The sequence below is a fragment of the Kordia sp. E genome (genome assembly GCF_056033805.1).
The window spans coordinates 1,036,466-1,062,470 of record NZ_JBRASR010000003.1 but is presented as its reverse complement, the minus strand read 5'-3'; the positions used below and the strand labels follow the sequence as shown (position 1 = coordinate 1,062,470).

The 26,005-nt window shown below is 31.1% G+C and carries 30 protein-coding genes; 16 read left to right on the top strand and 14 right to left on the bottom strand.

The features are described from left to right. Window positions 1-71 precede the first annotated feature (71 nt). Window positions 72-308, bottom strand: coding sequence for a hypothetical protein (locus tag ACUUYC_RS17685; protein ID WP_474268003.1), 237 nt, complete (start codon window positions 306-308; stop codon window positions 72-74). A 189-nt stretch (window positions 309-497) separates the two neighbouring features. Between ACUUYC_RS17685 and ACUUYC_RS17680 the strand changes: the two genes are divergently transcribed. After that, complete coding sequence (locus ACUUYC_RS17680) at window positions 498-818, top strand: hypothetical protein (RefSeq protein WP_474268002.1); 321 nt, start codon at window positions 498-500, stop codon at window positions 816-818. 1 nt (window position 819) lies between these two features. Continuing rightward, a complete protein-coding gene (locus ACUUYC_RS17675; protein WP_474268001.1) occupies window positions 820-1,437 on the top strand; it encodes a hypothetical protein in 618 nt (205 codons plus the stop codon). A gap of 29 nt (window positions 1,438-1,466) precedes the next feature. On the opposite strand, the gene ACUUYC_RS17670 is transcribed toward ACUUYC_RS17675, so the two are convergent. Continuing rightward, on the bottom strand, window positions 1,467-1,652 hold the full coding sequence (locus ACUUYC_RS17670) for a hypothetical protein (protein WP_474268000.1): 186 nt from the start codon (window positions 1,650-1,652) through the stop codon (window positions 1,467-1,469). Between the two features lie 177 nt (window positions 1,653-1,829). Here ACUUYC_RS17670 and ACUUYC_RS17665 point away from each other — a divergent pair, with 177 nt between their 5' ends. The 12 genes from ACUUYC_RS17665 to ACUUYC_RS17610 all read left to right on the top strand — a co-directional run bounded on the left by ACUUYC_RS17665 (window position 1,830) and on the right by ACUUYC_RS17610 (window position 12,943). Next, the gene (locus tag ACUUYC_RS17665) at window positions 1,830-4,211 is read left to right on the top strand and encodes a penicillin acylase family protein (protein ID WP_474267999.1); all 2,382 of its coding nucleotides are present in this window, start codon (window positions 1,830-1,832) and stop codon (window positions 4,209-4,211) included. Window positions 4,212-4,259: 48 nt separating this feature from the next. After that, window positions 4,260-4,784: a DUF4252 domain-containing protein gene (locus ACUUYC_RS17660; protein WP_474267998.1), complete on the top strand. Its 525-nt coding sequence runs from the start codon at window positions 4,260-4,262 to the stop codon at window positions 4,782-4,784. Further along, the gene (locus tag ACUUYC_RS17655) at window positions 4,754-6,133 is read left to right on the top strand and encodes an aldehyde dehydrogenase (protein ID WP_474267997.1); all 1,380 of its coding nucleotides are present in this window, start codon (window positions 4,754-4,756) and stop codon (window positions 6,131-6,133) included. Before ACUUYC_RS17660 ends, ACUUYC_RS17655 begins: the two co-directional genes overlap by 31 nt. A 110-nt stretch (window positions 6,134-6,243) precedes the next feature. Continuing rightward, complete coding sequence (locus ACUUYC_RS17650) at window positions 6,244-7,968, top strand: tetratricopeptide repeat protein (RefSeq protein WP_474267996.1); 1,725 nt, start codon at window positions 6,244-6,246, stop codon at window positions 7,966-7,968. A 130-nt stretch (window positions 7,969-8,098) separates the two neighbouring features. Then, complete coding sequence (locus ACUUYC_RS17645; protein WP_474267995.1) at window positions 8,099-8,302, top strand: hypothetical protein; 204 nt, start codon at window positions 8,099-8,101, stop codon at window positions 8,300-8,302. A 223-nt stretch (window positions 8,303-8,525) separates the two neighbouring features. Next, window positions 8,526-8,717 (top strand): hypothetical protein, encoded by a 192-nt coding sequence (locus ACUUYC_RS17640; RefSeq protein ID WP_474267994.1) that lies wholly within the window; start codon window positions 8,526-8,528, stop codon window positions 8,715-8,717. Between the two features lie 314 nt (window positions 8,718-9,031). After that, on the top strand, window positions 9,032-10,801 hold the full coding sequence (locus ACUUYC_RS17635; RefSeq protein ID WP_474267993.1) for a helix-turn-helix domain-containing protein: 1,770 nt from the start codon (window positions 9,032-9,034) through the stop codon (window positions 10,799-10,801). Between the two features lie 121 nt (window positions 10,802-10,922). Next, window positions 10,923-11,075, top strand: coding sequence for a hypothetical protein (locus ACUUYC_RS17630; RefSeq protein WP_474267992.1), 153 nt, complete (start codon window positions 10,923-10,925; stop codon window positions 11,073-11,075). A 102-nt stretch (window positions 11,076-11,177) separates the two neighbouring features. After that, window positions 11,178-11,372, top strand: coding sequence for a class I lanthipeptide (locus tag ACUUYC_RS17625; RefSeq protein ID WP_474267991.1), 195 nt, complete (start codon window positions 11,178-11,180; stop codon window positions 11,370-11,372). Window positions 11,373-11,508: 136 nt separating this feature from the next. Next, on the top strand, window positions 11,509-11,802 hold the full coding sequence (locus tag ACUUYC_RS17620) for a hypothetical protein (protein WP_474267990.1): 294 nt from the start codon (window positions 11,509-11,511) through the stop codon (window positions 11,800-11,802). A gap of 170 nt (window positions 11,803-11,972) precedes the next feature. After that, on the top strand, window positions 11,973-12,107 hold the full coding sequence (locus tag ACUUYC_RS17615; protein ID WP_474267989.1) for a hypothetical protein: 135 nt from the start codon (window positions 11,973-11,975) through the stop codon (window positions 12,105-12,107). 101 nt (window positions 12,108-12,208) lie between these two features. Then, complete coding sequence (locus ACUUYC_RS17610; RefSeq protein ID WP_474267988.1) at window positions 12,209-12,943, top strand: nitroreductase family protein; 735 nt, start codon at window positions 12,209-12,211, stop codon at window positions 12,941-12,943. 119 nt (window positions 12,944-13,062) lie between these two features. Here ACUUYC_RS17610 and ACUUYC_RS17605 read toward each other — a convergent pair whose 3' ends face one another. The 4 genes from ACUUYC_RS17605 to ACUUYC_RS17590 form a co-directional block, all read right to left on the bottom strand. Continuing rightward, window positions 13,063-13,719: a response regulator gene (locus ACUUYC_RS17605; protein WP_474267987.1), complete on the bottom strand. Its 657-nt coding sequence runs from the start codon at window positions 13,717-13,719 to the stop codon at window positions 13,063-13,065. A gap of 1 nt (window position 13,720) precedes the next feature. Further along, complete coding sequence (locus ACUUYC_RS17600; RefSeq protein WP_474267986.1) at window positions 13,721-14,497, bottom strand: sensor histidine kinase; 777 nt, start codon at window positions 14,495-14,497, stop codon at window positions 13,721-13,723. Between the two features lie 192 nt (window positions 14,498-14,689). Next, entirely contained in the window at window positions 14,690-15,322 is a 633-nt protein-coding gene (locus ACUUYC_RS17595) for a hypothetical protein (protein ID WP_474267985.1), read from the bottom strand. Between the two features lie 16 nt (window positions 15,323-15,338). Further along, window positions 15,339-15,755: a hypothetical protein gene (locus ACUUYC_RS17590; RefSeq protein WP_474267984.1), complete on the bottom strand. Its 417-nt coding sequence runs from the start codon at window positions 15,753-15,755 to the stop codon at window positions 15,339-15,341. 257 nt (window positions 15,756-16,012) lie between these two features. On the opposite strand from ACUUYC_RS17590, the gene ACUUYC_RS17585 reads away from it, so the two are divergent. Continuing rightward, window positions 16,013-16,270 (top strand): hypothetical protein, encoded by a 258-nt coding sequence (locus tag ACUUYC_RS17585; protein WP_474267983.1) that lies wholly within the window; start codon window positions 16,013-16,015, stop codon window positions 16,268-16,270. Here the strand turns inward: ACUUYC_RS17585 and ACUUYC_RS17580 are convergent. The 4 genes from ACUUYC_RS17580 to ACUUYC_RS17565 form a co-directional block, all read right to left on the bottom strand. Continuing rightward, the gene (locus ACUUYC_RS17580) at window positions 16,248-17,096 is read right to left on the bottom strand and encodes a 5-oxoprolinase subunit C family protein (RefSeq protein ID WP_474267982.1); all 849 of its coding nucleotides are present in this window, start codon (window positions 17,094-17,096) and stop codon (window positions 16,248-16,250) included. The two genes, ACUUYC_RS17585 and ACUUYC_RS17580, sit on opposite strands and share 23 nt — an antisense overlap. Continuing rightward, window positions 17,090-18,544 carry a 5-oxoprolinase subunit PxpB gene (pxpB, locus tag ACUUYC_RS17575; protein WP_474267981.1) on the bottom strand — a complete coding sequence of 485 codons (1,455 nt, stop codon included), beginning with the start codon at window positions 18,542-18,544 and terminating at the stop codon, window positions 17,090-17,092. Before pxpB ends, ACUUYC_RS17580 begins: the two co-directional genes overlap by 7 nt. Window positions 18,545-18,823: 279 nt before the next feature. Further along, window positions 18,824-20,017: an Nramp family divalent metal transporter gene (locus tag ACUUYC_RS17570; protein WP_474267980.1), complete on the bottom strand. Its 1,194-nt coding sequence runs from the start codon at window positions 20,015-20,017 to the stop codon at window positions 18,824-18,826. Continuing rightward, window positions 20,001-21,137, bottom strand: a complete 1,137-nt coding sequence (locus tag ACUUYC_RS17565; RefSeq protein WP_474267979.1) for a DUF2891 domain-containing protein — start codon at window positions 21,135-21,137, stop codon at window positions 20,001-20,003. Before ACUUYC_RS17565 ends, ACUUYC_RS17570 begins: the two co-directional genes overlap by 17 nt. Window positions 21,138-21,265: 128 nt before the next feature. Between ACUUYC_RS17565 and ACUUYC_RS17560 the strand changes: the two genes are divergently transcribed. Next, window positions 21,266-22,435, top strand: a complete 1,170-nt coding sequence (locus ACUUYC_RS17560; RefSeq protein ID WP_474267978.1) for an NAD-dependent epimerase/dehydratase family protein — start codon at window positions 21,266-21,268, stop codon at window positions 22,433-22,435. Window positions 22,436-22,807: 372 nt separating this feature from the next. Here the strand turns inward: ACUUYC_RS17560 and ACUUYC_RS17555 are convergent, their stop codons facing one another. From ACUUYC_RS17555 to ACUUYC_RS17540, 4 genes are all read right to left on the bottom strand, one after another. Beyond that, window positions 22,808-23,038 (bottom strand): class I lanthipeptide, encoded by a 231-nt coding sequence (locus ACUUYC_RS17555; RefSeq protein WP_474267977.1) that lies wholly within the window; start codon window positions 23,036-23,038, stop codon window positions 22,808-22,810. A gap of 41 nt (window positions 23,039-23,079) precedes the next feature. Further along, a complete protein-coding gene (locus tag ACUUYC_RS17550) occupies window positions 23,080-23,283 on the bottom strand; it encodes a hypothetical protein (RefSeq protein WP_474267976.1) in 204 nt (67 codons plus the stop codon). A gap of 159 nt (window positions 23,284-23,442) precedes the next feature. Then, the gene (locus ACUUYC_RS17545; protein ID WP_474267975.1) at window positions 23,443-24,330 is read right to left on the bottom strand and encodes a LytTR family transcriptional regulator DNA-binding domain-containing protein; all 888 of its coding nucleotides are present in this window, start codon (window positions 24,328-24,330) and stop codon (window positions 23,443-23,445) included. A gap of 225 nt (window positions 24,331-24,555) precedes the next feature. Further along, window positions 24,556-25,920, bottom strand: a complete 1,365-nt coding sequence (locus ACUUYC_RS17540) for a lipase family protein (RefSeq protein ID WP_474267974.1) — start codon at window positions 25,918-25,920, stop codon at window positions 24,556-24,558. Window positions 25,921-26,005 lie beyond the last annotated feature (85 nt).

The window sequence follows — 26,005 nt, the reverse complement described above, 5'->3', positions numbered from 1 at the left end:
TTAAATGAAAGAAGAAATTCTTATTTAGTTTTTAAGAATAAAAAAAGCGAACCGAAGTTCGCTTTAAATTTTTAGGCAACTGTACATTGACACGAATCATCATTTTGAGTATTCGCGCAAGCGCTACTAGTAACTGGATCTTCTCCACCTACACATTCATCCAAAACCAAAGAAGCCACTATTGGTGTAATCTCCTCCGTAAGTGTAGTTAGAAATGTACATACTGGCGTAGCTCCTCCATTGAGTGATTGTGCTCTAAAACTAGAGATTGACCTTTTGTTAAGGTTTAATGCTTTTTTCTTTTTCATACTAAAATTTTTAATGATTAATAATTGGTAAGCTAAAACTACAAAATATCATACATTAAGTAGTCTTATTAAAATAATTAACGTAAGAAATACTGTTTTTATTCTTTAAATAAACACTTACCTTATAAGTTTAACAGTATCATTTTTTTTTTAATTTTAAAAAAGAAAAACCTACAACTATAAATTAAATTGAAAAATATCTTAACATACATCATATTACTATTTTTATTGAGTTGTAAAAACGAAGTCAATCTTGAAAAATTTGACGCTGAAAAATGGAAAATAGGAACACTACTTGAACGCGGAAACATGGCAACAGATTTGGTAAAAAGCGCTATTTTAATAGGAAAAAACAAAGCGGAAGTTATCAATATACTAGGACAGCCAAAAGACAGTACACTTACTAATTTTCATTATATTGTTGATTATGGATATATGACAAAGTACCATTTAGAAATTTCATTCGATATCAATAACTTAAAAGTCATCAAAACAGAAATTTCAGATTAACATGCACACACAAATTGAAGGGATATGGTTAAATACGAGTGAAACTGGGCGATTTCCGTTTGTTGATTTTATTGCTTTTGACACTAAAACGATACAACACTTAACGATTAATGATAATAAAAACGAGTTAACTTATAAAGCTTCTACTAGAGTAAATTCTATAGAAAGTATTGATAAAGCAAATTTCAAATTTATCAATGAAGATAGAATTCGATTCTACAAAAAAGGAAAAAAGCATACAGTAATAAATGAAACAAAATACAAGAACGAAGAAACTATATTTGAAGAAGATTATGTTTGTTTGTTTCCTACGAGTACAACAATTTCTGAAAATGAAATTATGCAATCAAAGTACACATACTCATGGAATGGAGAAAATGGAATTATTGAGTTCAATACAATTTTAGATGCACCACACATTCAAGAAGCAAACAAAAAAATGAACATAGAAGGCACTAAAATGCGTTTGGAAAAAATAGCGGAAACCTTATTTGTTTCAATTTTTCATAATAAGCAAAGACATCTAATGCTTCCAATTAAAACAATAACTACTGAAAAGATTGTGTTGTATGGTTTTCCTAAAGAACCATATACTATAGTTGGAAAACGAATTCAATAAAAAAGCGAACCGAAGTTCGCTTTACTAATTTATTTTTTCTCACAATTTGGTCCCCAAGTAGTTGCCGCACAAAGATCATTTGATGTAGGCCAAGGACAATTATTTGGACCAGTAGGACAGTCAGTAGTACCATTTGCTCTACCTCCAATTACTACATTAAGGTTTGAAATAGATTTTTTGTTAAGCTTTAGTGAATTAAGATTCTTTTTTTTCATGATATAAGATTTTAAAATAAATAATAAATAAACCTATAAAATTAAAATAGTAACCACCTACGGTAAAGCCGTAATTATTTTTGAAACAATCGTTATAAAAAAAAGTGAACTGAAGTTCGTACTTACTAAAGTTAAACTCTAAATAAATTTTTGTAGTTTTAAAAAAACCTAATTCTTTTGAAAAAAGCCGCAAAAATTATTGGAATCTTACTCTTAATCATCATCATTGCAGGATTTGTATTCTATAGAACACTTCTACCAACATATAATGGAAACTTAGATATTGAACATCTCCAAGAAGAAGTTACAATTCATTACGATACCTATGGAATTCCACATATTTATGCTAACAACGAAGCGGATGCCTTTACAGCATTAGGATATGCACATGCACAAGATCGTTTATGGCAAATGGAACTTATTCGTAGAATAGCGCCAGGACGATTAGCGGAACTCTTTGGAGAAAAACTCTTCGAAACAGATCGCTTTTTTGTTGCGTTAGGCATTGATGAAGCTTCCGAATTAACAGTGCAGAATCTTGATAAAAACTCAAAGAGTTACAAACTAGCAAAAGCTTATCTCAATGGAATCAACGAATTTGTAGCAAACGGAGCAACGCCAGTAGAATTCTATCTCACAGGAACGGACAAAACAAAATTTACGCTCAAAGACATTCACAATGTATTTGGCTACATGGCTTTTAGTTTCGCAATGGCACACAAAACAGATCCATTACTCACAGAAATTCAACAAAAACTTGGCAACGAATACTTAGCAGATTTAGGATTGCATGTAGATCCAAAAACAACCATATTACACAACTATCCTGAAAAGAAAAAAGATACAACTCAAATTGAAAATACATTGGTTTCTTCAGTGCATCATGCATTAGACAAATTACCAATTCCACAATTTATTGGTAGTAATAGTTGGGTAGTTGCACCACAAAAAACAGCAACAGGAAAAGTGCTATTTGCCAACGATCCGCATATTGGATTCTCGCAACCTTCGGTTTGGTATGAAGCACATATACATACACCAACCTTTGAAATATATGGTTATTACTTAGCTGGAACACCTTTTCCAATGTTAGGTCACAATCGAAATATTGCCTACGGAATGACCATGTTTGAAAATGATGACATCGATTTCTATTGGGAAGAAAATAATCCGAATGATTCCAACGCATACAAAACACCAACTGGTTGGAATAATTACAAAACTCGAACGAAAACAATTAATGTAAAAGACGGAGAAGCTACTACGCAAACTTATAAAACATCACGTCATGGACCAATTTTGAATGGAATTGCAGACGGAATCGATTTTCAAAAACCTGTAGCGATGTCTTGGGCATATTTACAACACGACAATCAATTATTAGAAGCGTGTTATTTAATGTCACATGCAAGCAGTCAAGCTGAATTTGAAAAAAGTTTGTCTAAAATTCACGCGCCAGGACTAAACCTGATGTATGGTGATTCGGAAGACAATATTGGTTGGTATGCTGTTGGAAAACTCTTTGAACGTCCAGCACATGTAAATTCAAAGTTAATTTTGGATGGAGCTTCTGGCAATGATGAACCAATTCGTTTTATGGAAGCAGACGAAAATCCTAGTGCTGCTAATCCAACTTGGAACTATGTATATTCGGCAAACAATCAACCTGATAGTATTTCAGGAAGTTTATATCCAGGGTATTACCTTCCAGAAAACAGAGCAAAACGCATCAAAGAACTACTAGAGAAAAAAAACGACTGGACAAAACAAGATATGATGAATATGACACTTGATGTCAAATCAAACATACATGTTGCAGCAATTAGTGAAGTGTTCAAAGTAATTGGCAAAAATGATTTTTCAGACCAAGAAAAAGAAGCTATCAATATTTTACGAACATGGAATGGAGAAAATCAACTTACAGACATAGCGCCAACTATTTACCATCGTTTCATGAATACATATTTAAAAAATACACTTTCAGATGAATTGGATACAGAAACCTATGAGCAATTACTCAAAACTCATATTCTAAAACGGTTTGAAGCACCACTACTCTATCAAGAATCTATTTGGTATGATGATGTAAACACAACTTCCGTAAAAGAAACTCGAAGTGATATTTTACTCAAATCATTCAAAGAAGCGATTGCTTTATTGGAAAATCAACTTGGACAAAATACAAACGATTGGACATGGAATAAAGTACATACAATGGAACATCCGCATCCAATGGGACAAGTAGAAACCTTACGTCCATACTTTAATGTAGGTCCGTTTGAAGTTCCTGGAACGCGAGAAGTCATTAACAACTTAGGCTATCATTATGATGATTCAGGCGAATACAAAGTTTATTTTGGACCTTCAACACGACGAATTATTGACTTTTCAGATATTGAGAATAGCATGAGTATTTTGCCAACAGGACAATCTGGAAACATGTTTAGTCCTCATTATCAAGATCAAGCAAAAATGTATGCACAAGGACGATTTAGAAAAATGATGATGAATACAGAAGAAATTAAACAGGAATCAAAAAACACGTTAACATTGAAATAAAAATAGTAATTTACCATCGTTTTTAACACAAATCTTAAAACATCAATAATGAAGAAAACAATATTGATATTAAGCACTTTACTATTTTTTTCATGTGGAAGCTATTATAAAATGGCTAACTTTTACAATGCACATAAGAATGATGATAAGGTAACTGCTGTACAAGTTCCACGTTTTATGTTTGCTGTATTAAAAGGGCTTTCGCCAGAAATGAATTCCGTTTTAGGAAATGTAAACGATCTACGTTTTATACAACTACAACCAAAAGACCAATCGGAAGAAAAAGATATTCAAGCTGAAATAAATCAATTGACAAACGAACGTTTTACAGATATTTTCAGAAAAAACGATGATTTTAAACGTACACTTATTTCTGTTCGTGAAGTAGGAACTTCCATCAAAGAAGTGATTGTCCATAAAACTGTTAGCGGAAAACATACTGTTTTATACATGAATGGAAATTTTAATCCTACTACAATTAAAGAATACGCCGAAACTGGCAAATTTGATAATCTAACACAATCGATTACACAACAATATTTATGGAATACAACTGCTCCGAAATCGTACTAGCTCAAAAAAAGTTTTTTGCTACAGGACGCACCAAAAATGTAGCCTACCGAAAAACTGTTTTAAAAAAGTTACTCAAAGAAGTGCGCAAACGTGAAAACGATATTTGTGACGCGTTGTATGCAGATTTCAAAAAACCAAAATTTGAAGCTGTAATGACCGAAACTGGCATTGTTATCTCTGAATTACGGTTAACAATACGTAAACTAAAATCGTGGGCAAAACCAAAACGTGTATTTCCATCAGTATTAAATTTCCCGTCGAAAGATAGAGTTCATTCTGAACCTTACGGAACTACTTTAATTATTTCACCGTGGAATTATCCATATCAATTGGCGTTTGCTCCTTTAATTGGCGCTATTGCTGCAGGAAATACGGTTGTACTAAAGCCTTCTGAATTAACACCAAATACGTCAGCTATTGTAGAAGAAATCATTACAGAAGTATTTGAAAAAGATCATGTTACTATTGTACAAGGCGGCGTTTCAATTTCTCAAAAATTACTAGCAGAACGTTGGGATTATATATTTTTTACAGGAAGTGTGCAGGTTGGAAAAATAATAGCAAAAGCAGCTGCACCAAACTTAACGCCTGTTACACTAGAACTTGGTGGAAAAAACCCATGTATTATTGATATTCATACAGATTTTCAATTGGCAGCAAAGCGTATTGTTTGGGGAAAATTTTTAAATGCCGGACAAACATGTATTGCTCCTGATTATTTAATTGTACAAGCACAAGCAAAGTTTGACTTTACAAAAGTGCTCATTGAAGAAATGAAAGCTGCTTTTGGCGAAAATCCGCAAGAATCCACTGATTTTGCTCGTATTGTAAATGAAAAGAACTTTAACCGTTTGGCTTCTATGATTAAAGAAGACGAAGTACTATTTGGCGGTGTTACTGACAAAGACGATTTGTACATTGCTCCTACTATATTGGACGAACCCGCATTTGATAGTGAAGCGATGAAAGAAGAAATCTTTGGACCAATTTTACCAATTCAAATATATTCTTCTTTGGAAGACATTAGCAATATTATTGCTCGTTATGAGAAACCGTTAGCATTGTATGTATTCTCCAAAGATTCAAAATTTGCAAATCGAATGATTACGCAACATTCTTTTGGTGGTGGCGCAATTAATGATACCATTATGCACTTTGGAAATCACAGATTGCCATTTGGTGGCGTTGGTGAAAGTGGAATGGGCGCGTATCATGGAAAACTGAGTTTTGATACATTTTCACATAAAAAATCAGTCCTCATAAAAGCAAATTGGCTAGATATTCCTGTTCGATATGCTCCTTACAAAGGAAAAATGAAGCTTTTAAAGTTTTTTCTAAAGTATTTTTAGTAATTTTTCAGAATTAATAAAAGGGTAATATTTATGATATTCTACTAAATGTAAATACGTCTTTTATTTTATTTGTAATACGACATACTTTGATTAAAAATATATTCTTTTTGTTTTCTTTTCTATTCGCTATAACTAATGTAGCCATCGCACAAGATAAATATTTTGAAATTCATGATAGTTTACAGCATAAGACATACAAAGAACTTATAACTGAAATCAATAGCGTTAAATACTCAAAGCCTAAGGTTGCCAAAATTTGTGCAAATACTTTATATGTAAAAGCCAAAAAAGAAAAAAATATTTCAGCAATGATTGAAGGTTACTTTCATTTAGCTTCAATAGAGGATATTCAAGGAAATTATAAAACTGCCATAGATTATGTAACAAAAGCTATTCAAAAAGTACAAGTGAAAAAAGATAGTATGTTACGATTGCCTAAACTCTATTCTTTAAGAGGTAAAATATATGAACAATACGGACATGATGAAAAAGCGCTTCTAGATTTCACCAACTCTTACAATATTTCAAAAAAATATAATTTTACAGGCAAAGTTGCAATTGCGATTGCTAATTTGGGGAAGTTAAAAAAAAAAGCAGGACAATTTCAAGAAGCTTTAAAAGGTTATAAAGAAGCATATAAAATTTCTAAAGATTCTGCTTTTAAAGGAGAGATAGCTAAAATAAATTTCATTATGGGAATTGGTGGCACTTTTCTAAAACTACAACAACCCGATTCTACTTTGTATTATAGTAATATAGGACTAGAAAAAAGCGTTGCTATCAACGATCAAGAAGGCGTAAGTTATTTTTATACTGATATAGGCGTTGCTTATTTAATTAAAAAAGAATATCAAAAAGCACTTTCCTATTTTGAAAAAGCAAAAAAAATAATTAAAGCATTAGCAAACGATAAAAGACTTATTGAGGTATATTTTTATATTGGGAAATCTCAATATGAGTTAAAACAATATAAAACATCAAATAACTCACTAGAAAAGGCACTGCGGATTATTAATAAAAAAAACGATTCTCTACAAAACATAGAAGAAAAGTTTATTCCTTTTGAATACGGATATCTTTTAGAATTACTGTCTTTAAACTGTAAAGAACTTAATCAAGAAGAAAAGTTTAAATATTATTTTTCACAGTATAAAATCATTAGAAAACAAAATGAATCAAAAAAGAATACTGTACTAAGTAATTTGTATGCCTTTGAAGAAATTGGAGCAAAAGATACTCTTATTAAAGCACTTATTAAAGAGGAAAATAGTTCAAAGAAACGAATGAAATATTATATCTATATTATTTCATTCTTAGTATTTATTATAGTTGTTAGCTGTATTGTATTTCTTAGAAATCGTAAAAAGAAAAAAGAAATTTTTGAAACATTAACTAAAAAAATTACAACGCTTGAAACTAGGAAAAACGATTCGCCTGAAAAAAAGAATAAAATAAAAAAGCAAAGCAATATTACCGATCATAAGATTCAAACTGTATTAGAAGGTTTAAGAAAATTTGAAAAGCAAGAACAGTACTTAAACGTCGATTGTAATTTACGATTTGTAGCTAAGAAAGTAAAAACAAATGCTACGTATTTATCTAAAATTATAAATACGCATAAAAAACAGAATTTTAATGATTACATTAATGATTTACGAATTCAATATACCCTAAAAAGACTACATAATGATTCGTTATTTAGAGCGTATTCCATTGAATCTATTGCACATGAAGTAGGCTATAAAACTGATGGTTCTTTCGCAAAACACTTTAAAAAACATACACAACTCTATCCTTCCTATTATATTAAAAAATTAAATTTGCAACCCTAATTTTGCACCTTGTTTTAAACAAAACAAGGTGCCAATTTTATGAAAAGAGTTCGATCTAAATTATGTTTGAATAACTTAAAAAATGGTTGTTAAATAGTACACTCCATCAATTAACTTAATATTTTAAACTATGAAAAAAAAATCAAGCAAAACGTTCCTAGCATTAAACAAAATCAACATTTCTAAATTAAACATACAAGTTTCATATAGTATTTTTGGAGGAGTCAGTTCTCTTAGTCTAACTATTGATACTACTACCGTTGATACTACATCTAGAACTAGCGTAAACTCTAATATGTCTCAAGAAACTCAAGATGCGTCCTGTACATTATAGATTTCACCCAATTTTAGTTTAAGGATGAAGAGTATGCATTTACTATAGATGAAGATGTTTTTTCTCCAGTGGTTCCTTTACATTTTAATACCCTTATACGTTTAATTTAAGGTGAGACTCTTTTTTTTTTCACAACTACTACGCTAATATTGTTCTCAGATCGATCTAGAAATGGGAACGCCGAAAACCATAAACGTAGGCATTTAAATTAAAATTAATTAGTATGAAAAAACAAGTTAAAAAACTAAAATTTACAAAAGGCACAATTTCAAATTTTAATTCTAATAAGATTAAAGGAGGTTATGGTAATACTATGTCCTGTATTTCCTGTAATTGCGGCATATCTCAATTAGGTGGTTATTGCGGAAACTCAGTTCCTGTCGCACAAGGCGGAATTGGTTGCCATGCAAAATAAATATAATACTTAAATCCATTATTTTAGACTGAATATAAAAGAGAATGCTAATAAATGCATTCTCTTTTTTTGTTTTCAATTTTGTTTTAGTATAGTTTCTTTTGTAATATGATGAATGAAAAAAATAGTCTTAAAAAAAGACTAACATTCCTAATTTTACAGTTTGTTATGTTTCATATAAAAGAAAAATGAAGCTATTAAAGTTTTTTCTAAAGTATTTTTAGTATTTTTTCATCAATTTTTAACTGTAATTTCCGCACAATTCCCATGACTGTGGCTGAAACTAGTTCACGTATAACTAAACTAAATTCTCATTGAAGGAAAAACTATTATTCATAGTCTTTACAATTTTTACACTTTGTAACTATAGCTTTACACATGCACAAACAACTGAAAAAGCTACTAATTTAGAGTCATATACAAATGTTGAATTAGTTACATGTATAGAAGAATATCTACGTTTAGATGAAAGTATAACAAATCTTTACATCGATGTTTTACATTATAGAGCTTCAAAGCGATTAGACAAATTGAATATCGTAAAAAGTAATTTTTATAGAGCGTATGTTGCTGATGTTGAAGGTTCTTATGAAGAAGCTATCAATTATATATACCAAGCAATAAATATCGATTTAAACAAAGAAGATAGTGAGTTTCTCTTCAGAGTATATTCTCTTCGTGGAAAAGTACGCGAACAATCTAGTAAAGATTCATTGGCTTTAAATGACTTTAATACATCTTATAATATTGCTATTAAATATAATAATGATGTTGGAAAAGCTAATGCGATTGCAAATTTTGGTAAACTTAGACGTAAAGCTAAAGAATATCGTCCTGCATTAGAACATAGCAAAAGAGCTTATAAAATTACGATGAAACCTAATTATAAGGATGAAATTTCTAGAATCAATATCATTATGGGAGTTGGTGGCGCCTATTTAAAATTAAAACAACCTGATTCAGCATTAATCTATATAAACAAAGGAATTAAGAGAAGTCGAGACTTTGGTGATAATGAAGGTGTAAGCTACTTTTATAATGATTATGGAATTGCGTATTTGTTAAAAAAAGACTATACAAAAGCACTTGATTATTTTGAAAAAGCAGAAAAAATAATTCTAGAGCTTAACAATAAGATGCGACTTGTAGAAGTCTATTACTACATTGCAGAATGTAAACACAAATTACATGATTATGAACAATCAATTGTTTTTATTAAAAAAGCAATTGCTATCATCGATAAGGAAAATGAAGGCACTTCTAAAAACAAGCAATTCATACCACATGAATATAAAGATTTATTGAAATTATTGATTAAGAATCATGGAAAACTTGGTAACACTGAACAATTAGATAGTTATATCAATACGCAACTTGTTGAAATTGATGAACAAACAGAAAAAAAGAACGAATATATACGAAACGAACTTTTTGATTTCCTAAAAGATAAAAATGATGTTGCAAATATGAAAGAACTTGCATTAAAAGAACAAAATCATATTAGGATAAATACCATTCTTCGCTATTCTTTATTAGTTTTATCCATATTGTTTATTGCAGGATGTGTTCTTTTTTATAGAAACCAACAAAAGAAAAAAGAACGTTTCCGTGAATTAAATATTAAAATAGCCGCTTTAAGATATGAGCAACGAGTAACTATTAAAGAACAAACTCAATCAAAAAAAGCTACAGAAACTATAGCTCCTAAAAAAGAAATTGTTATTACCGATAAAAAAGTAAGCGCAATTTTAGAAGCCTTAAAAAGGTTTGAACAACAAGAACATTATCTAGATACTAACTGCAACTTACGATTTGTTGCAAAAAAAGTAAAAACAAACGCTACATATCTTTCCAAAATTATCAATACTGACAAAGGCGTAAGTTTCAATGAATACATTACAGACTTGCGAATGCAGTATACATTAAAGCGCTTGCAAAACGATACTTTGTTTAGAGCTTATTCTGTAAAATCTATTGCACAAGAAGTTGGTTACAAAAGTGCTGATTCATTCACAAAGCACTTTAAAAACTACACTCAGCTATATCCTTCCTACTATATTAAGAGTCTAAAAAAGAACGTGTAACTACAACCCTATTTTGTTTAGTTTAGGTTACGTAAATTGTAAAATTTGCGTCGATAGTTTTAAGTTTGAAATGATTATTACTCAGAAATAAATCATTAACAAATTTAAAACCACAAAAATTATGAAAACAAAACGTCAACGTAAAACACTTGTTTTAAGCAAAACAAACATTGCCAAAATTTCCTTCGATCATTTATCAAACATTAAAGGAGGAACTCGTTCTACCGCTCTAGGTGCTACAAATGAAGCTGAGCATACTTGTGTGCTATTTTAAAATTCTCCTATTCACTAATACTGTATGATATGGTATGTATAATAGCTAGTTCGTATCATACAGTATTCTTTTTTTATTAAAAATCACTAAAACAAAATCATTATGAAAAAAAGTATTCAAAGAAACACACTTACATTAAAAAAAGTAAATATTGCTCGTATTAATACAAAGCATTTACAAGAAATTAAAGGCGGAACACGTTCTACGGCAGAAAACGGTATGTCTGACCATACAGCTAATTGTACAGTAGGTTGTGACAACCTAGATACAGAAAATTCTTGTGTATGTCACTTCTAGTCCTAATTTGTTTAAAATGGGTTTCTATTGTTTTTTTTCTTTAAAAAAGCCTGTTAATATTGTTCTCAGATCGATCAAGTACTGGGAAAGCCGAAAACCCTAAAAAAGTAGGCATTACATTAACATTAATTTTATTATGAAAAAACAAAGAATCACACGATTATCATTAAGAAAGAATACAGTTTCTTCTCTTAAAGCATCAAACTTAAGCGGTGGAACAGGATCATATTATAATTGTTGGACTTTTGCGCCACCATGCGTAAGTGCTACGGAGCCGCCAGAAGATCCAACTTATATCTGTTTTCCTCCTCCAGGTGGAACTACCGGTCCAACACCGACAAATAATACCTGTAACAACTCATGCAATCCTGCCGATTGTAATGGTACAGGTCCTGGTCCTGGTCCTACAGATCCAGTGACAACGTTTTAAATAAATTTCAAGATTTAAATATTTTTAGGTTAAACGTGAAAAGAGGATACAGTAAAATGTGTTCTCTTTTTTTAATTTGTAAAAGATTTTGGCGTTATTCTTGATACGATATTAATTAGAAACTTTGATAAACCGTCAAAGTATAAAACATTAACATAAAACAAAATCGTATGAAAAAATTATCAAACAAGTACTTTCAGTTAAACAAAATGAATGTATCAAAATTAGACACAAAAACTAAAAATGAAATCTTAGGCGGCGACTCAAGATCAACCGTAGATTTTAATACAAAAAATAATTGCTAATATAAATTGGAAAACATTCCAAGTTAGCATAAATATATGTAAAGCCAGAGAAGTTAATTTCTCTGGCTTTTTTGTTTGCAGTAAGATTGTTAAGTTTGTGCATGACCTCAGAAAAAACAGTAACCGAAGCTATTCAATACAGACGCTCTGTACGCGTTTTTGATAATGAAATAGATATAGACACAGAAAAAGTTAAACAATGCATTAAAAACGCTGTTTTAGCACCTACAAGTAGCAATCTACAGTTATGGGAGTTCTATCATGTTACGGATGAAGCTGTTTTGAAACAACTAACAACAGCTTGTTTAGGACAAAATGCTGCAAAGACCGCAAAACAAATGGTCGTTGTTGTTGCTAGAAAAGATAAATGGAAACAACGTGCTAAAGCTAATGTAGGTTTTTTAAAAAGTTTATATGGAGACAAACCCAAAGAGGAATATTCCAAAAGAGAAAAGTTTGCATTAAACTATTATCAAAAACTGATTCCGCCTATTTATGCAGAGTTTTTAGGAATTTATGGTTGGTTAAAGTATGCTGTTTTTAATTGTATCGGATTATTCAGACCAGTATACAGACAAGTTCGCTTGAGTGATTTACGTATTGTTGCACACAAAAGTGCCGGATTAGCTGCTCAAAACTTTATGATTAGCATGGCTGCGATTGGGTACGATACGTGTCCAATGGAAGGAAGTGACACTTTACGTGTGAAAAAGATTTTAAAACTTCCACGTGGTGCCGAAATCAATATGATTGTTGGTTGTGGCGTACGAACAGAGAAAGGAATTTATGGTCCACAATTTAGAGTTCCTTTTGAAACTACGTATACTGAGGTTTAAGGTTTAAGGTTTAAGGTTTAAGGTTTAAGGTTTAAGGTTTAAGGTTTAAGGTTTAAGGTTTAAGGTTTAAGGTTTAAGAAAATTCAAAACTCTCAATTCTCATTACTAATACCTCAATACTATTTACTATTCACCAATTTATTTCGGATTGCATATAATACCAAACCTATTCTACTTTTTACCTTAAAATGTTTGAATAAAGATTCGCGATAACCATCTATAGTTTTTGGACTGAGACACATTTCTTGAGCTATTTCCTTGTATGTCATTTCTGTACATGCCAATTTCAAAAACATCAATTCGGTATCTTTTAACGGTTTTCCGTTCTTTAAGTCTTTATCGTTTCCACCATGAAGTGAATTTAGCAACGTAGTAGCAACACGTTCGGAATAATAAATTCCGTTAGAAATTACTTCATTTAATGCTTTGTAAAATATTTCAGGATGAATGTCTTTCAGAAGATATCCTTTCGCGCCTAAGCGCAACATTTTTATAATAGTTTCCTCATGATCGTCCATAGAAAGCGCCAATACTTGTATACTTGGACGATTTTCTTTAATCCATTCCATGGTTTCGAAACCATTCATAACTGGCATATTAATATCTAATAAGATAATATCTGGGACATTTTCGGACTCTAATAATTTTTTGATTAGTTCGCTTCCATTCTTTACATGGTATAAAACCTCAAACTCATCAAATGCGTTCACCAAACCTTGTAAAGATTGTGCAAAAAGCAAATGATCATCAACAATAACGACTGAATGTTTCTTCATACTAATTTTTATAGGGATAAGATAAAGTTAAGGAAACTCCTTTGTTTTTTGCAGATTTCATAGCAAATTCTGTATTTATAATTGCTGCTCTACTTTTCATATTTATCAATCCTGATCCTTTTTCTATTTCTCCTTCTTCAAAACCAACACCATCATCTTGTGCAGAAATTAGCAATTGATCTTCTTTAAAATTAAGGGTAACTTCTAAGCTTTTCGCTTTTGAATGCTTAATGGCATTGGAGAAAAACTCTTGTAATATTCTGAATAATATTATTTCTTCTTTAATGTCCAAAGATCGTTCTTCTCCGTGAACATTTAGTGTTGCATCCAAAAAATTTAATTTATTAAATCGATCTAACTCTACTTCTACCGATTTTACTAATCCCATATTCTGGATTATTTCGGTATTCATAGTTTTGGATAGCAAACGAATTTCTTGCAGACTTTTTCCAACTATTTCACTGACTTCATTAAGTTTTTCTTTGTTTTCTTCTGCAAGTTGTGTTCCTAAGATGTTAATGTGCATACGTGCTACAGACAATAATTGTCCAATATTATCATGTAATTCCCAACTCATGTTTTGCAATGCCTGTTCTTGGATTTCAATTTGCGATTTCGCAATTTCTTCCATGTATCTTTTCTCTGATTCTTTCTTTTCAAGAATAAACTTTAGTTTACGCTTTTGAAAGAATACAAATAAAATAATAACCGTGGTTAATAAAATAAGCAGCACTAATGATGTTGCTGCTACAAGCATTTGTATTTCTTGTTCTTCCATAACAATCTTTAAAATAATACTATTTTAGGGAAATGTTTTTATGTTTGACTCTAAGTCGATGTATTTCCGCTTCTTTCTGTGTAAAAACACTAAAGTAATAACTAGAAGTATTCCTACAATAAAAATCGTTGAAGCGCAAATAAATACTAACATCTGAATTTCTTCCTCAGTCATTACACCTAAATTAAATTATTATTTTTTATAGGATTTATAAAATCCAATGGCAAAACATGTATACATAATTACATTTAACAAAAAAGTTACCAAACTTAAAATCCATTTATCTCCTAATAAAAATAACTTAGAAGCAAATAAGAATGGCATAAAAGTTCCATAAAACAGCAATACACCTAATGTAAACCAGAATAGTATTGAATCTGTAATATTTAGCACTGAGTCCTTATTAAAGGTTTCTATGAAATAAAATCCAATCGCAACTAATAAAAATATTACACCAACTGCATATGTGTATGTTTGGTTTCCTTGAATAAAACTCTGTAAATAACACATGTTAACTACTGAATATACTAAGTATAATCCAATAAAAATTTTAATTATATTTTTTCTTTTTTTGGATTCAATAATATGTTGAAACCACCACAAAAAGAAGGTTAATTGTATAATTATAAACACATTGTATACGGCATAATTAACTATGCCAAACCAATTATGAAAGTTTGAACCGACAAACTCGGTTAACACTGCATATAATATGCTGAAAATAAAATATTTGGCTTTAGTATTTGAATAATTCTTGTAACTGTAAAGTCCAAAAATTAAAACTGCTAAAGCCAAATATTTTGATAAGAAACGTAGTTCTTCCATCTAATTTAAAAATCTTTTAACCTCCATATTCATTTTTTGGAGGGTTTCCATTATCTCCAAAATTCATTGCATGGATTCCTGTAATATCTTCGCTGTTTCCTTCTCCATTGTCTTCAGAAAAACTGTTACAAGACTTAGTTGGACACATAAACAAGGTGTTTTGCCCAGCTTTGGACTTGTCTGCTACATTTTCTGGATATACTCCAAAATAGAATCGAATACCATCGACTGAAATTTTCTTGGACGCAGCCTGTGCTTTTACATAGCTAATGTAGCCTTCCAAATCTTCTAGCGAATACCAGCTAGAACACGCAAAACCATCATCGTCTTCCGCGCCAAAGCCTTCATTTTGCTTTGCTCTGTAACAAGCATTCAATTCTGCTGCTTGTTCGTTAGTAATAAGTTTGTCATTAGGGGTTTTGTAGTCACTCATACATTATAATATTATTGATTATTGTTCCCAATTTATTCATAAACTACCACATAACAAAAATTTAAAATCATTCAACTTTAGCAAAAACGACATAAGAATCTGATAGTTAGATTTTTAACTATTATTTAGCATTTAATTCTCAGGGATTTTCCTTTTAAAAAGGGGCTTTTTCCCCTTTATTTGCGGAACTTTCCTCTTGTCAAGTTTTTAGAGACTCACTATTTTCGCCATACAATCGTTATTAAAGCAACCCCGAAATGACCTCAGTTGATAAAAATACAAATGCTTCTCGTATAATTATTCAATCACATATTGATAAAGCATTTACAGAAAAGTTTATTCAATGGAATGATGGACTAAATTATACCGAGTTCATTCGTGCATTGTGGCGATTGTTTCTAAATCATGATACGTTTAAAGACGGAACGCAAAATATTTTATCAAAATTGAGCGAAGAAGATGCCATGCAATTACTTTCCGATGAGATTGATATTACGAAATTGAAATCATATTAAAACAAAGTTCATCTCTTGTATGTTTTTGCGAAAGCTTACTAATACTACCTTCATCTAGTTGCAATATTCTTGGATAACCTCCAGTTGTTTGACAATCTTTCATTAAAATTATCAATTTTCCCGATGGTGTCAGTTGAATTGTTCCTGGCAGAACTGCTGAAGTTATGATTGAAGGAAAATCATTTATAATCAATTCATTCAACTGATACGCCATTCTATTATTTAAACCAATTGAAAAAGTAGCTTCAAATAGCTGTCTTTGCTGTTGTTTTGATAAGAAATCAAATTCTGGACCTTTGTAAACATTTATTAGATTACTATTGAATAATATTGGTTGAAACCCAATTTTCGCATATGATTTTTGTTTGTTTAAAATAGTGCGATACGGAATGGAATCACCTTTTTGAATTCTCGATGTTGGCGTAATTCCTTCGTAGAAACTTCTGCTTCCTAGCATTTTTTCAGTTTGAAAACCATGTTTCACGGCAAGATACGCGCGAACTCCATAGTTTCTTGTGCCAAAATCCAATTGATCACCTTTCGCAATGTCTATAGTAGTATTGTACTTTATTGGTTGATTGTTTAGTTTGGGAGATAAATTTGCGCCAAAAAGGACAATTTGAGTCGCTTCATGAAAACGTACACTTGGACCTTGCAATGTCATTTCTAAAACTGCTGCATTTTGATCATTTCCCAAAATTATATTTGCCGATTTTGCATGAAATTCATCCATGACTCCCGAAACTGGAACACCATAATTCCGAAATCCAAATCGTCCTAAATCTTGAATGGAAGTGTGCAATCCTGCTTGTAAAATTTCTAACATTCCACAGTCGATTTTAGTTCATAATTTCCGTTCAAAACTGCTGCTGCAATTTCATGATATTCTTCTAATGAAATTGAAACAAATTTTATAAAATCACCTGCTTTTGCAAAACATGGTTTTTCGTTATTTATATCAAAAAAACTGACAGGAGAATTCCCTAAAATTTGCCAACCACCAGGACTTGATTTTGGGTAGATTCCTGTTTGCATTCCACCGATCCCAACAGCTCCTTTTTTGACTTCTAATCTTGGTGTAGACTTACGATCTATGTGAAGTCGTTTATCAAGTCCACCCAAGTATAAAAAACCAGGTAAAAAACCGATTGAAAATACTTGATATTTTGGAGCTGTATGCAGTGTTATTATTTGGTCTATTACGAGCTTGTTTTTTTGTGCTATTTCTTCTAAATCAATTCCAAATATTATATCATAACACACAGGAACTTCCCAACAGTATCGTTTTTGAGTCTGTATTTTGTCTGTATTTAGTAAAATTAGCCATTCCAACAAATGTTGGAGTGTGTTAAAATTTACTTTTAAATTATTATAAATAATTAATAATGAATTATTTGATTGGATTAACTCAACAATTACTTTAATATCAAAACTTAACACTTTTTGTTTGAATTCCAACACTACATCAAGCACTTCTGGAGTCATTTTAGCTTCCCAAGTGACTAGAATTCCTGTATTTCCATATGAAGTATACCTCGGAAACTTTGTCTTTTTAATAGTATTTTTAGTATTGAAATGTGTATGTATTTGTTGCACAATTTCAACTGCATTTAGCGTATCAGAATGTACACAAAACGTATTTGATTTTAGTGTGATTTTTTTGCTTGAAATTGTTTGTATTTTTTCTTCATTTTTTAAGCAAGAAACATGCTGAATAATCTCCCCTATTTCAGTTAAAACTGCATTGCTTTTTTTACGTGAAACAAGTGTTAAGTCATCATTGTAATTTCGGTCAGCAAACGCTTCATAATAGACTTGAAAATTTTGTTTTAAAGCTTCTTTTTCAATGATTGAATTATACGGAACATAGAGCTTATATTTGTCTTTATATATTGAAATTGACTTTAAGAAAAGTTGTGCTTTTACTTCGCTTTTTGCAACATCATTATACAATGCTCCATGTGGTTTTATATGCATAATTTTTGCATCATGCAAAGCAACAATTTTTTCTAGATCTGAGATTTGTTTTTGAATCGTTTTAATGAATTCGGCGGAAGTCATATTAACTGAAATACGTCCAAAGTTTTCACGATCAGGATACGAAGGATGCACGCCAATTTCTACATGATATTTTTTTGCTAATGCTACAACTTCATGCATCGTTTCATTATCGCCAGCATGTCCACCGCACGCAATATTACATGCATTGACATACGGCATCAAAATTTCTTCATTGTCTATACCTTCTCCAACATCACAGTTGATATGTATCATTTAAAATAGTAATTATTGGTTATCTACAACATTCTAAACTCATGACTAAACTAATAGCATCATGTAACATTTTTATTATGAATTTTCTTTTTCTTTGTTCGCCCAAAGAAAAGAAACAAAAGAAATGGCGCTTTCCTGGTAGGTATTTTTAGTTTTCTCTCTGGAAAACCAAAACCAAAAAAACTTTTGCTAAATTTCCTCCAAGGCTTCGAAAATTTTTAACGCAAAACTTTTTCTATACTTCAGAAAAGAATCAGTAAAATATTACCTTTTGTCACTTTACCAGAATACACTTATAATTCCTTTGATTCCGAGTATTAATGTGATTCCAATGATACATATTGCTAAAATATTTTGAAATAGTGTGTTCTTGTATTTCCCTAAAACGTTGGCTTTGTTTACAATCCATACTAAGAAAATAGCAACTATTGGTAATAGTAATCCATTGGCAACTTGTGCAAACGTAATTACTTCTACAGGGTTTAGTTTTAACGAAGAGAATACAACTCCTAATATTAAAATGATTGCCCAAACAGTACGAAATCTGTTGTCTTTGAGTGTTCCTTTCCAACCAAAACAACTTTTTGCAACATATGCAGCCGCTAAAGGCGCAGTAATTGCAGACGTGATTCCTGCAGCAAATAAACCAATTCCGAGTAAGTATTTAGCATATTCACCATATAGCGGTTCTAATCCTTTCGCTAAGTCAAAAGCATTGCTAATGTTTCCTCCTGTTGTTGCCGTTGCTGCTATTATGATTGCCATAGAAACAATTCCTCCTAAAATTATAGAGATCATCGTGTCTTTTCGAGCTATCGATAAATCTTCTTTCGTTTTCCACTTTTCTTTTACTAATGAAGCATGTAAGAATAGATTGTACGGAACTACGGTTGTCCCAATTAAACCAATAATTATCAACACATTACCTTTAGGAATTGTAGGCACAAACGTTCCTTTTAGAATAGCCATAATATCTGGCTTTGTTAGAATTGCTGTGATCAGAAAAGAAATACTCATTAATAAGACTAATATTACTAAACTGCGTTCTAGCACTTTATAGTTTCCTATGAAGAGTACTGAAAATGCTACCATTCCAATCATCATTGGATATAATATTGCATTTCCTTCACCAAATACTTGCATTCCCAACGCAGCTCCACTTATGTTTCCGGCTTCATATGCTGCATTTCCTATGACTATTGCTCCCAGAATTAAGAAGATTGCTAAGTTTCGTAATAGCGGACTTGTTATTTGTTCTTTGATGACTTCTGCTAATCCTTTTTGTGTAATGATTCCTGTACGAGCTGCCATTTCTTGCAATACAATGGTTGCAATGATAGAGAGTAACATTGCCCAAAGTAAGCTGTAGCCAAATTGCACACCTGCTTTTGTACATACGGTAACCGTTCCTGGACCGATAAACGCAGCAGCAACAAGCGTTCCTGGTCCTATATTTTTAATCCATTTGAACATGAGCAGCCGTATTTAAAGCATAAATAGCAAATGAACCTAACCAATGTGTTCCTTCATAATTGTCATCCACAATGCTTGGTAATGAATAGTTTATGTGTTCGTTTGCTACATTTTTTAAGTGTGCATATTCAGGAAATTGATTGGCAATTCCGTATAAACACCAAGCTCTACTGAAGTTTACGCCATCTAAATGAACAAGTTTTCCATCAGTTCTATCTGATACTTTTCCTTGCGCAAGTGTGAAATCTTTGTTTGCTAGTTGCGGTAAGAACTTATTCAGCCACGTTTTGAATTCGTTTTCTGGTAAAATTCTTCGCATAATATCTGCTTCTTCTAAACATGGTGATAAGAAGTCAAATCCGCTTGGTTCCCAACTTATAGGACAGTTTTCATCATTTCCATAAAAGTCTTTCGCTCTTTGCTCAATTAAGCCTTTTAGAGCTGCGTTCTCAACTGTTTTTGCATAATCGTACGCAAATGTAAGTCCGAATGCTGTATTTGTGTGCTCTCCTACTCTAATTGGGTAGTTAAGTTTTGGCAAGAAGTTTACATATCCTTGTACAATCATGTCTGTCATTGGTTGCAAATTGGTTTCCAATTCACGCGCTAATGGATCGTTCCAAGTGTGTAATTCTTCTGCTAATTTTAATAACCAAGCCCATCCATACGTACGTTCAAACGATTTGTTATATTTTCCTTTGAAGTATAGAATTTCGGTTTCTATGTTTTCTTTTGAGATATTCTGCGCCAGTTTTTTTCTTATCTCAGCGCTATTTTCCAAGTTTGGAAATTGTTTCAGCAATGTTACTAACGACCAATGTCCATGAACCGATGAATGCCAATCAAAACAGCCATAAAATGCTGGATGCAATGCTTTTGGTGATTGCAAGTCTTCTCCGCTACCAATAGTTTGATTGAGTTTGTTTGGATATTCTTCTTGCATACAATGCAATGGCAAAGCCGCTAAACGATTGGCTTCCGCTAAAGATAAAGTTTCAATTTTATTAGAAATCATCGCAGTTTCTTTCGTTTCTGTTTGTTTGACTTCTTTTTTTTCTTTGGATTTGGACTGACATTGTACAAATAAACAAATGAGTAAGAAGTAACTTATTTTTTTCAATTTTAAGGAGTTTTGGGTTGAAGGTTCAAGATATGAATTTCTGCCTAGATTGTTTTTAAATGTTTCCTGCTTTAACAAGTTTTAAAAATTAATAGTATTTTTAAAACAATAAATTAAATTACAATTAAATGGAACATAAAAAGTCACGAAGGAAATTTTTAGAGCTTAGTTTAAAAATGGGGCTTGTTTTGCCATTTTCAAGTTCTATTTTATATAGTTGTATTTCTAAACCTTCAGAAAATAAAGCTCCAAAAAAAGAAGCTTCAAATAAATTAAAAATACTAATTCTTGGTGGCACAAGTTTTTTAGGTCCACATCAAATTGCGTATGCAATACAAAGAGGTCATTCGGTTACAACGTTTACCAGAGGAAAAACAAAGCCATCAATTTATAAAGAAGTATTTTCAAATGTAGAACAACTTGTTGGCGACAGAGAAAATGATTTGTCTGCTTTAGAAAATCGCGCATGGGATGTTGTTATTGATAATTCGGGAAGAAAAACTGAATGGACAAAACGATCTGCAGCATTATTAAAAGATAGTTGTGACTTATATCTATATACATCTTCAACAGGCGTTTATTATCCATATGTTAATAGTGAATTTACAGAAAATTCTAAAGTTCTATTATCAGTTCCTGAAAATTATAAAGAAGAAGAAAAACTGGAATATGATTATGGTGTGATGAAAGCAACTTCTGAACAAGCAGCTATTAAGGAATTTGGAGTCGATAGAACTATTGTTGTACGCCCAACATACATGATTGGTCCTGCAGACAGAACGAATCGTTTTATACATTGGCCTGTTCGACTTGAAAAAGGAGGAGAAGTTTTAGTTCCAGGAAAGAAAGAAGATGCAGTTCAATACATTGATGTTAGAGATGTTGCTGAATGGATGATTCGACTAATTGAAGAGAAAAATACAGGAACATTTAATGCTGTTGGACCAAAAGAAGCGCAAAACATGTATGAATTCATCACGGAAGCACAGAAAACTTTCCCTGTAACGAATTCTTTAGTAATTATAGATGATTATGATTTTTTAATAGAGAATAACATTTATTATATTGTTCCATGGATTATTCCTACTGAAAATACCGTAGGTTCGGCAAAGATTAATAATCAAAAAGCATTGAAAAATGGACTTTCGTTTAGACCATTACAAGATTCCGTAAAAGATACACTTACTTGGTGGAAGTCTGATGCTGTAAGTGAAGAACGACGAAAAGAATTTGAAGCTGACCCAAATTCTATTTTATCAAGAGAAAAAGCTATTATCGAAAAGTGGAAAGCCTTATAAGTAATAATCGTAGTTTACAAAATCATTACATATAAAAAAAGCAAGCTTCAGCTTGCTTTTTTAGTATAAATATATTTTTTTAACAGATGTAATAAGATACACCATTACACATAGGTTCTACGGTACAGAAACGAGTTGCACAGTGGATTTTCGAGCAAACTCCTCCACATACTGAAGCTACTGTAATTGGGACTGGGTCTTGTGGGCTTGCAATACCTCCGTTAATTTTTTTTAAATTAGATACTGCACATTTATTTAAGGATAACTTTTTAAAATTATATTTTTTCATAATGCTAAATTTTAGTTGATTGTAAAATAAATTGAAAAGCGAACTGAAGCCCGCTTTTCAATTTTATATTCATCTTTTAAACATTAACAAATCCAGCATGAAAGATTACACCATGCAACTACACTACTTGCGCATTGATTGTTCTGAGTAGCACAATTAAAATTAGTTAAAGGTGTACAAACTCCTGGGCAACCAGAAGCAACATTTGTTCCTACAGGAACTGGTGTTCCTATTTGCAATCCTCCACTAACTTCATCTAAGTTAGAAATCGCTTTTTTGTTTAATGATAGCTTATTGATTTTCTTTTTTTTCATCTTATTCTAAATTTTCAGATTATTGGGTTTAATTTTTTTTGTTAACAAACAAAACATGAAGCATTACACCAATAATTTACACTACTAGGGCATTGATTGTTTTGAGTTGCACAATAAGTTGGAGTTTTACTTACCACAGTTGGTGGTATTGGACCATGCGATACTGCACCTCCTTTTACATCTTCAGCTAAGCTTGAAATTGCTTTCTTGTTTAAGGACAGTTTGTTTAAATTCTTTTTTTTCATAATGGTTATGTTTTAATGGTTATTAATAGTGTTTTAGCGTTTAGCACATAGTATTATAGCTATTGCATATTCTAAAACTTATCTCAATATTACCCTGTTTTTAAACTATTTGAAAAAAAATGTGACGAATGAATATGTTTTGTGATGAATGAAAAAGTATTATTTTTCTTTTTCTTTTAGATATAAAAGGAAGGTTTCTGTGAAGCTTTTACTTACTGGAATTATATCCTTTGAATTTTCTATATTCAAAAGAATTCGTTGTGAATTTCCTTTATACGATGTAACTTTATGAAGATTAACATAGTATTGACGATGACATTTGATGATGAAGTCATCATAAGGTGCTAGTTTTTCTGCAATAAATCGTAATGGAGCTCTAAGCAATTGTGCTTTTTTGTCCCCAATTGAATAAATTTCAACATAGTTACCAGAAGCTTTCACATATACAATTAAAGAAGGTGTTACTTCTATACATTGATTGACCACTGGTGATTTTAGAATGATTTTTTTATCTGCAAATACTTGTGTTTCGTTACTATTTGATTGTATTGCTATTGTGTTTGCCTGGTTTATCAACTGGCTATTATATAATTTATCTAATAGTATTGTAATAATAAATAGCGGAACACTTATTAGTATTGATCTTGGAATCGTTACAAAAAGGTAGTAACTCGTTTCAACTTCGCCAACATTCATCATAAAACGATGGTAAATTGTTCCAAAGAAGCCAGCGACACTCATAATTCCGATAAGTAATAACCAATGATGATAGGTTTTCCAAATACGTTTCCCTGTATTAAATTTTATTTTATGAAAAATGAACCAGTATAAGAAGTATATCACAATTGCAGTGTTGATTCCATAACCTAGTTGAATAATTTTTATTGGAAGTTCATATTTAGGAATCGCCAAATAGTTATCATATGGATCGAATATGTAGACGAAAATTGTTAGAACAACACCAATAATCATTGCAAGTTTTAGATAATACGATTGCTTATCTATAAGTTGGTGTTTTTGTTGAAAATAGTAGGTTATTTTTTCCAAAATCGAGGTTATATTAGTTGTAAATACATCTTAAATTTACAAAAATGTTTTTGTCTATAGTAAGGTTTTACCTTTGTTTTGTGATGAATTTCATGATATTGTGATGAGCGTATTCAAAAAAAGTATCCAAGATTGATTATTTGCAACCTTGAATACTTTAAAATAGTAGTTAGTAATCTTTCCAAATTTTAATTAGAAAACACTTGTCTTTAATAAACATTGTTATTATTCATCTTGTACCTCTAATTTTTCTATATCTTCTTCAGTTAGTTCAAATATACTATTGATATCAAATCCTACACTTTCATTTGCCATTTCTACTGCCGTTGCTATTGTGTCATCCACTGAGTTAGTTTCTGAATCATCTGTTATAATCGCGCTATATTTATTTAAAAAAACTTCAATATCTAATAACTTGGCATAAGCTGTTGTATGCTGATATGCAGCTTGCCCAAAAAATCGAGTTATATTTTCAAGATTTCCTATACTTGAATGCAATGATTTAGGTATATATTTACTATTATACAATTTTGTAATGCCTTTTAAGAGTTTAAATTTACTTTTAATAACATCATCTATTGCATCGTCAAACGTCCCTTTTTTAAGTTCTATCCCTTTTACATGCTTGTATATGTATTGTTTCCCTGCTTCACTTTTTTTATTTGACTTTTTAAATATATTAAGTACAGCTATAAGAGCAGCATTTCCAAAACTTACATCTTCTATATTTCTATCTTTATCTTCATTTTTATAAAGACTTGGTATTGTTGCTAAATCTGTTCTATTCCAAGCTAAAGGCACAATATCTAAGCTATTTTTAATACCATGACATTTTATCCTTTTATCATTAATTTGGCTTTCAAAATAGTCAGTAAAACTCTTTCCTGTTTCACCTAATGGCCATGAATAAATTTTATGAACTCCTATTGTTGGTCCAGCAGTTGGGTATGTTGAAATTTCCATAGATTTTTTAGGATCCCATTCTGATTGTTTATCAGATAAGTATAATGCTAATGCTGGAGAAAGTGCACCACCTAAACTATGTCCAGTAACAGCTACTTCAGCTAATTTGATATTGTTTGTGGCAATAAAATCTTTTAGTCCCGTTAAAAGAGTTTTATTTTTATACTTCATTGTATCTCTAAGTATGTTTAGTCCAGTAGCAGTTCCTTGTGAAATGTTTCCATACCCTTTTCCTGAAATATCTTTCCATACGGCAGTTTTATTTACATGAAAATCTTCTTTCATCCAGCCAAAACTTGAGATAGAATTTGTTCCTGCAATAGCGATCACAAATAAATTTTGTGACTTTGAATAGTATGCTCCCATCGTATTATCAGCTACAGCGAATGAAGAATTCTGATCATGAGAATATACTACTGGTCCCCAAACAGTTTCCCAATCGTCCCCAATTAGTTTTTTTATTTCTTCATCTAGGAATACTTTCTCAGATACTTCTGTTACAAAGTTTTGTAGTTTCTCATATGATTTTTTACAAGTTGATTCGTCTTCAAAAACTTTTTTGAATGCTGAGTTACTCGCAAATGATAAACTGTGTATGATTTGTGTTTTGTTATATTGTGGTTTCATTATTTTTATATTTTAAATTGAATTTGTTTTTATGTAAAGAAAACTATTCATTACCAACGCATTTAAATAACATTACTAACATAGT